The sequence below is a fragment of the Pseudomonas baetica genome (genome assembly GCF_051216495.1).
In the GTDB taxonomy this organism is placed as follows: domain Bacteria; phylum Pseudomonadota; class Gammaproteobacteria; order Pseudomonadales; family Pseudomonadaceae; genus Aquipseudomonas; species Aquipseudomonas baetica_B.
Window position 1 is genome coordinate 47,174 of the sequence record NZ_JBPKAM010000043.1, and the last position, 6,560, is coordinate 53,733.

Genomic DNA, 6,560 nt, shown 5'->3' on the forward strand with positions numbered 1-6,560 from the left:
CGCCAGCTAGAGTTTGCGCAACCTTGCAAGAGGCACCGGTTGACGATAGTCAGGGGACAGCCTAGGGTGTTTACGTCGTTTACAACGTATACACCTTTAGGAAAGCCACTATGGCCTCGCCCGTTTTGTCCTTTCGCGTAGAAGAATTGCTGGCTCAACAACTGGATCAGTTGGCAGCTGCAACCGACCGCGACCGTCAATATCACCTCAAACGTGCGCTGGCACGTTACGTGGAAGCCGAGTCATGGCATCTACAAGCGATTAGTGAAGGCATAGCCGACGCCGATGCAGGGAAACTCACCGATCTGGGCGCCGTGAAGGCTAAGTGGGCAAAACGTGCCGAGCGTAGTACTGACTGAAAAAGCTGAAAGCGATCTCGACAACATTCATGAGTATTACCGGGAGTCCGTCGGTGAGGGTCGTGCCTTTGAGATCATTTCAACAATCCTGCAATCGTTCGAACAACTGGAACAGTTTCCTGGTTCAGGCCGGTCTTCTGTCATGCCAGATGTACGAGAGTTAATTTTCGGCCGCTATCCCTTTATCGCTCCTTATCGATTTGTCCATGGTCAGATACAAGTGTTACGTGTACTCCATCAACGTTCTGAACGCTCGCAGGATTGGTAAATGAGGACATCCAGTCGCGACTGAATTGCCGCGACCGAATGCACCACGTTCTCAAAACCGCGAAACACTCCTCATCGCATCCACCAGATACCGCATGGCAATCCGGTCACTCTCCGACAGCTCCCGATAACGCTCCACCAGTTTCATCTCCTCGCTGTTGAGACGGCGTCTTCGCCGGCCACTGCTCAGGCACGAAAAGATACCCAGTATTTCAGTGATGCCTTGTACTTTCGACATGGACGATGTCCTTCTCTACGTCAAAGAAAACTTCAGAAACCGCATCGCCCTTATCCCTTTTTCGGCAGCGCCTCATGGCCACTGAACCGCACCGGCCCGAAGGGCATAAACCGGTCATGAGCACAGAATAGAAATATTCCCGGCGCTGAAAAGCGGTTTTTAGAGTAATTAGTCGAAAAAAGCAGAAATGCCCTGTAAATCAGAAATCGCTGTCGGAAATCTTTCCCGACACGTCTTGTTTCATTCCCCGCTAGCGTCGTGCCATCAATCAATTTTGCGCTTCGATCGAACGGTTTATGCTATCGGGCATCTGTTTAAAGTCCGTTGCGTTTGGCCGAAGGCATGTCCGAACCGTTTTTTAGAGATCCAGTACGTGCCAGGAACGGCGCGGGATTGTTCACGACAGGTTGAATTTATGCACCGCAGGAATTTGCTCAAAGCCTCCATGGCCATCGCGGCCTATACCGGATTGTCCGCCTCCGGCCTGCTCGCCGCCCGTGCCTGGGCCGCCACCGGGACTGCGGACGGTGAAGCCCAGGCCTTTGACTTCGAGGCCCTGAAGATCCAGGCCAAGCAGCTCGCCAGCAACCGTTATCAGGACACCAAGCAGGTGCTGCCGCCCACCTTGGCGACCATGACCCCGCAGAATTTCAACGCGATCCGTTACGACGGTGACCATTCGCTGTGGAAAGACAACAAGGGTCAGCTGGACGTGCAGTTTTTCCATGTCGGCATGGGGTTCAAGCAGCCGGTGCGCATGTACAGCGTCGACCCCAAGACTCGCATGGCCCGCGAGGTGCATTTCCGCCCGTCGCTGTTCAACTATGACAACACCACGGTCGACACCAAGCAGCTCAACGGTGACCTGGGTTTTTCCGGCTTCAAGCTGTTCAAGGCGCCGGAGCTGGACAAGCACGACGTGGTGTCCTTCCTCGGCGCCAGCTATTTCCGTGCAGTGGATGCCACTGGCCAGTACGGTTTGTCGGCCCGTGGCCTGGCGATCGACACCTACGCCAAAAAGCGCGAAGAATTTCCCGACTTCACCAAATTCTGGTTCGAGACGCCGGACAAGGACAGCACCCGCTTCGTGGTCTACGCCCTGCTCGACTCGCCGAGCGCCACCGGGGCCTACCGCTTTGATATCGATTGCCAGGCCGAGCGCGTGGTGATGGAAGTCGATGCCCACGTCAATGCACGCACCGCCATCGATCAACTGGGCATCGCACCGATGACCAGCATGTTCAGCTGCGGCACCCACGAACGCCGGATGTGCGACACCATCCACCCGCAAATCCATGACTCCGATCGCCTGGCGATGTGGCGTGGCAACGGCGAGTGGATCTGCCGCCCGCTGAACAACCCGGCCAAACTGCAATTCAACGCCTTCGCCGACAAGGATCCGAAAGGTTTTGGCCTGGTGCAGACCGATCACGAGTTCGCCAGCTATCAGGACACCGTCGACTGGTACAGCCGCCGCCCAAGCCTGTGGGTCGAACCGACCACCCAATGGGGCGAAGGCTCGGTCGACTTGCTGGAGATTCCAACCACCGGCGAAACCATGGACAACATCGTCGCCTTCTGGACGCCGAAGAAACCGGTGGCCGCCGGCGACTCGCTGAACTACGGCTACAAGCTCTACTGGAGCGCCCTGCCACCGGTCGGCACGCCGCTGGCACGGGTCCACGCGACCCGCTCCGGAATGGGCGGTTTCACCGAAGGTTGGGCGCCGGGAGAACATTATCCGCCCGTCTGGGCCCGCCGGTTTGCCGTGGACTTCACCGGTGGTGGTCTGGACCGCCTGCCGCAGGGCACCGGGATCGAACCGGTGGTCACTTGCTCCAACGGTGAAGTGAAGGACTTCAGCGTGCTGGTGCTCGATGACATCAAGGGTTACCGGATCCTGTTCGACTGGTACCCAACCAACGACAGCGTCGACCCCGTCGAACTGCGACTGTTCATCCGTACCAATGAACGCACGCTGAGTGAAACCTGGTTGTACCAGTACTTCCCGCCGGCACCGGACAAGCGCAAATACACCTGATTCGCGGTTGCGCCCAGCCACCATTCGGTTTTCCGAACACGACCTGACGGCCGGTTCGGTAAACCGGATTTTTCCGGGTTAAAAAACCCGCCACAAATATTTAATTCCTTTATAAATCAATAAGTTGACCTGTTTCATCTAGCCTGGCACGGGTCATGCTCTACACTTCTTCGACGAATGCCTGTTGCGCCAACACTTCAGGAGCCGTCAGGCATTCGAAGCACAAAAGGGCCGATGAACTGGCTCCATAAAAAAAACAATGTCGAGGAAAATTTGATGCGCATCGTTCCCCATATCCTGGGCGCAGCCATTGCTGCCGCTCTGATCAGCACACCAGTTTTCGCCGCCGAACTCACCGGCACCCTTAAGAAGATCAAAGATTCCGGCACGATCACCCTCGGACATCGTGACGCTTCCATTCCTTTCTCCTACATCGCGGATGCGTCCGGCAAACCGATGGGCTACTCCCACGACCTGCAGCTGAAAGTCGTCGACGCCCTGAAAAAAGAGCTGGACCTGCCTAATCTCCAGGTCAAATACAACCTGGTGACCTCGCAGACCCGTATTCCGCTGGTGCAGAACGGCACCGTGGACCTGGAATGCGGCTCCACCACCAACAACGTCGAGCGTCAGCAGCAAGTTGACTTCTCCGTCGGTATCTTCGAAGTCGGCACCCGCCTGCTGGCCAAGAAAGACTCCGCCTACAAGGATTTCGACGACCTCAAAGGCAAGAACGTCGTGACCACCGCCGGCACCACGTCCGAGCGCATCCTCAAGGCGATGAACGCCGACAAGCAGATGGGCATGAACGTCATCTCCGCCAAAGACCACGGCGAATCCTTCCAGATGCTGGAAACAGGCCGCGCCGTGGCGTTCATGATGGACGACGTCTTGCTCGCTGGCGAAATGGCCAAGGCCAAGAAGCCTGCTGACTGGGCCGTGACCGGCACTCCACAGTCGTACGAAATCTACGGTTGCATGGTTCGCAAGGGCGACGACGCGTTCAAGAAGGTCGTGGATGACGCCATCAAGGCCACTTACGCATCGGGCGAAATCAACAAGATCTACGACAAGTGGTTCCTGCAGCCAGTCCCGCCTAAAGGCGTGAACCTGAACTTCCCGATGAGCAACGAGCTCAAGGCTCTGATCGCCACGCCGACCGATAAAGCGGCTGACGACAAGAAATCCTGATTTCTGACTAACCTTATCTCCTGAAAGGGTCACTGCCCTTTCAGGAGGTGTTACTTCCTGCTGGCATTTTTTGGAAATACTCGAACCGGTGGCTGTCGAGCCGGTGGCGTGTGCCCGACTGTCAAGGTCGGGCGGGAACGGAGCTTCCCCCAGGCGGGTACCTGTACATCGATTGATCTCAAGGGGAGACCCTAATGAATTACAACTGGGACTGGGGCGTGTTCTTCAAGTCCACCGGTGTGGGCAGCGAGACCTATCTCGACTGGTTCATCTCGGGACTTGGCTGGACCATTGGTATCGCCGTCGTGGCCTGGATCATCGCCCTGACACTGGGCTCGATCCTGGGCGTCATGCGTACCGTGCCGAACCGCATCGTATCGGGCATCGCCACCTGCTACGTCGAACTCTTCCGCAACGTGCCGCTGCTGGTTCAGCTGTTCATCTGGTACTTCCTGGTACCCGACCTGCTGCCGCCCGACCTGCAGGAGTGGTACAAGCAGGACCTGAACCCGACCACTTCGGCGTTCCTCAGCGTCGTCGTGTGCCTGGGCCTATTCACCGCCGCCCGGGTTTGCGAACAGGTGCGTACCGGCATCCAGGCGCTGCCCAAAGGCCAGGAATCCGCAGCCCGCGCCATGGGTTTCAATCTGCCGCAGATCTACTGGAACGTGCTGCTGCCCCAGGCTTACCGGATCATCATTCCGCCGCTCACCTCGGAATTTCTCAACGTCTTCAAGAACTCGTCCGTGGCCTCGCTGATCGGCCTGATGGAACTGCTCGCGCAGACCAAACAGACCGCCGAGTTCTCAGCCAATCTGTTCGAAGCGTTCACCCTGGCCACCTTGATCTACTTCACCCTGAACATGAGTTTGATGTTGCTGATGCGCATGGTCGAGAAGAAGGTTGCCGTACCGGGCCTGATCTCCGTAGGGGGTAAATGATGGAATTCGACTTCTCGGGCATCGTCCCGTCCCTGCCGGGTCTGTGGAACGGCATGGTCATGACCCTCAAGCTGATGGCCATGGGCGTCATCGGCGGGATTATCCTTGGCACCATCCTGGCGCTGTGCCGTCTGTCCCACAGCAAGCTGCTGTCGAACCTTGCCGGCGCCTACGTCAACTACTTCCGTTCGATTCCGTTGCTGCTGGTGATCACCTGGTTCTACCTGGCGGTGCCGTTCGTGCTGCGCTGGATCACCGGCGAAGACACCCCGATCGGCGCGTTCACCTCGTGCATCGTGGCCTTCATGATGTTCGAAGCGGCGTACTTCTGCGAAATCGTCCGGGCCGGCGTGCAGTCGATTCCCAAGGGGCAGATGGGCGCGGCGAGAGCACTGGGCATGACCTATGGCCAGATGATGCGCCTGATCATCCTGCCCCAGGCATTCCGCAAGATGACGCCGCTGCTGCTGCAGCAGAGCATCATCCTGTTCCAGGACACCTCGCTGGTCTACGCCGTCGGCCTGGTGGACTTCCTCAATGCTTCGCGTGCCAGCGGCGACATCATCGGCCGCTCCAATGAGTTCCTGATCTTCGCGGGGCTCGTTTACTTCATCATCAGCTTTGCCGCCTCGCAGTTGGTCAAGCGTCTGCAAAAAAGGATCACCGTATGATTTCCATCAAGAACATCAGCAAATGGTATGGGGACTTCCAGGTGCTGACCGAGTGCAGCACCGAGGTTAAAAAAGGCGAAGTGATCGTGGTGTGCGGGCCATCCGGTTCCGGTAAATCGACCCTGATCAAATGCGTTAACGCCCTGGAGCCATTCCAGAAAGGTGACATCGTGGTCGATGGCACGTCCATTGCCGACCCGAAAACCAACCTGCCCAAGCTGCGTTCGCGCGTCGGCATGGTGTTCCAGCATTTCGAACTGTTCCCGCACCTGACCATCACCGAAAACCTGACCATCGCGCAGATCAAGGTGCTGGGCCGCAGCAAGGAAGAAGCGACCAAGAAAGGCCTGCAACTGCTGGAGCGTGTCGGCCTGTCGGCCCACGCGCACAAGCACCCGGGCCAATTGTCCGGCGGTCAGCAGCAGCGCGTGGCGATTGCCCGTGCGCTGGCGATGGACCCGATCGTCATGCTGTTCGACGAACCGACCTCGGCGCTGGACCCGGAAATGGTCAACGAAGTGCTGGACGTGATGGTGCAACTGGCCCACGAAGGCATGACCATGATGTGCGTGACCCACGAAATGGGCTTCGCCCGTAAAGTGGCCGACCGCGTGATTTTCATGGACGCTGGCAAGATCATTGAAGACTGCCCGAAAGAGGAGTTCTTCGGCGACATCAATGCCCGGGCCGAGCGTACGCAGCACTTCCTCAACAAGATTCTGCAGCACTAAAAAATACGCCACTCCCCTGTAGGAGCGGGATTGCTCCCCACGGACACCCAAACACCACCAAAATCCCAAAGAGACAAACTGCCCTTGACTCACACCCCCCAAAAGACCGCTCCCCCAGGGG

8 protein-coding genes are annotated in these 6,560 nt (G+C 57.7%); 7 read left to right on the forward strand and 1 reads right to left on the reverse strand.

Features of this window, described 5'->3' with window-relative positions; all coding sequences use genetic code 11:
- Positions 1 to 110 precede the first annotated feature (110 nt).
- Positions 111 to 359, forward strand: coding sequence for a CopG family ribbon-helix-helix protein (locus tag ACSFE6_RS16650; protein ID WP_435428646.1), 249 nt, complete (start codon positions 111 to 113; stop codon positions 357 to 359).
- The gene (locus ACSFE6_RS16655) at positions 337 to 627 is read left to right on the forward strand and encodes a type II toxin-antitoxin system RelE/ParE family toxin (RefSeq protein ID WP_435428647.1); all 291 of its coding nucleotides are present in this window, start codon (positions 337 to 339) and stop codon (positions 625 to 627) included. Before ACSFE6_RS16650 ends, ACSFE6_RS16655 begins: the two co-directional genes overlap by 23 nt.
- A gap of 51 nt (positions 628 to 678) precedes the next feature.
- On the opposite strand, the gene ACSFE6_RS16660 is transcribed toward ACSFE6_RS16655, so the two are convergent.
- Positions 679 to 864 carry a hypothetical protein gene (locus ACSFE6_RS16660; protein WP_435428648.1) on the reverse strand — a complete coding sequence of 62 codons (186 nt, stop codon included), beginning with the start codon at positions 862 to 864 and terminating at the stop codon, positions 679 to 681.
- Between the two features lie 415 nt (positions 865 to 1,279).
- Here ACSFE6_RS16660 and ACSFE6_RS16665 point away from each other — a divergent pair, with 415 nt between their 5' ends.
- The 5 genes from ACSFE6_RS16665 to ACSFE6_RS16685 all read left to right on the forward strand — a co-directional run bounded on the left by ACSFE6_RS16665 (position 1,280) and on the right by ACSFE6_RS16685 (position 6,439).
- Positions 1,280 to 2,905, forward strand: coding sequence for a glucan biosynthesis protein D (locus tag ACSFE6_RS16665; RefSeq protein WP_435428649.1), 1,626 nt, complete (start codon positions 1,280 to 1,282; stop codon positions 2,903 to 2,905).
- Between the two features lie 276 nt (positions 2,906 to 3,181).
- Complete coding sequence (locus ACSFE6_RS16670; protein ID WP_435428650.1) at positions 3,182 to 4,096, forward strand: glutamate/aspartate ABC transporter substrate-binding protein; 915 nt, start codon at positions 3,182 to 3,184, stop codon at positions 4,094 to 4,096.
- Positions 4,097 to 4,290: 194 nt separating this feature from the next.
- A complete protein-coding gene (locus tag ACSFE6_RS16675; protein WP_435428651.1) occupies positions 4,291 to 5,037 on the forward strand; it encodes an amino acid ABC transporter permease in 747 nt (248 codons plus the stop codon).
- The gene (locus ACSFE6_RS16680; RefSeq protein ID WP_435428652.1) at positions 5,037 to 5,708 is read left to right on the forward strand and encodes an amino acid ABC transporter permease; all 672 of its coding nucleotides are present in this window, start codon (positions 5,037 to 5,039) and stop codon (positions 5,706 to 5,708) included. Before ACSFE6_RS16675 ends, ACSFE6_RS16680 begins: the two co-directional genes overlap by 1 nt.
- Positions 5,705 to 6,439, forward strand: coding sequence for an amino acid ABC transporter ATP-binding protein (locus tag ACSFE6_RS16685; RefSeq protein ID WP_435428653.1), 735 nt, complete (start codon positions 5,705 to 5,707; stop codon positions 6,437 to 6,439). The genes ACSFE6_RS16680 and ACSFE6_RS16685 overlap by 4 nt, the downstream gene beginning before the upstream one ends.
- The last annotated feature ends 121 nt before the right edge of the window (positions 6,440 to 6,560 follow it).